Annotated in this window: 1 pseudogene; it reads right to left on the bottom strand. The window is 42.8% G+C overall.

Annotated features, from left to right (window positions below):
- Positions 1-153, bottom strand: a pseudogene (locus tag LVD47_RS24255) (YopN family type III secretion system gatekeeper subunit); the annotation flags it as partial.
- Positions 154-278 lie beyond the last annotated feature (125 nt).

Raw genomic sequence — 278 nt, 5'->3', positions numbered from 1 at the left:
ATCAAAAAGTGATTGTGTGGCATTGTGAACACGGACCGTTTCACCGCGGTAATTGCCTTTTCGTGAAGCGTCGGTACGAGACGATTCCAACCCGTTTTGGATAGACGCATCAAACTTCGGGTTTGTTGCGATATGATTGTTGATAATACTCATTCACTTGCACTCCTTCCGTACAATACAGGCGAATTATAGGAAGTGCGCTTTCTCGAAGCTGTCAAAATCAGACGTGTTTTTTTAGTGCGTTTTCAGTTTTCTAAAAACTCCCGACTGATATTCAC

The organism is Membranihabitans maritimus (assembly GCF_021729145.1).
In the GTDB taxonomy this organism is placed as follows: domain Bacteria; phylum Bacteroidota; class Bacteroidia; order Chitinophagales; family Saprospiraceae; genus Membranihabitans; species Membranihabitans maritimus.
The sequence above is the reverse complement of the archived record's forward strand: the minus strand, read 5'-3'. Positions and strand labels throughout refer to the sequence as shown.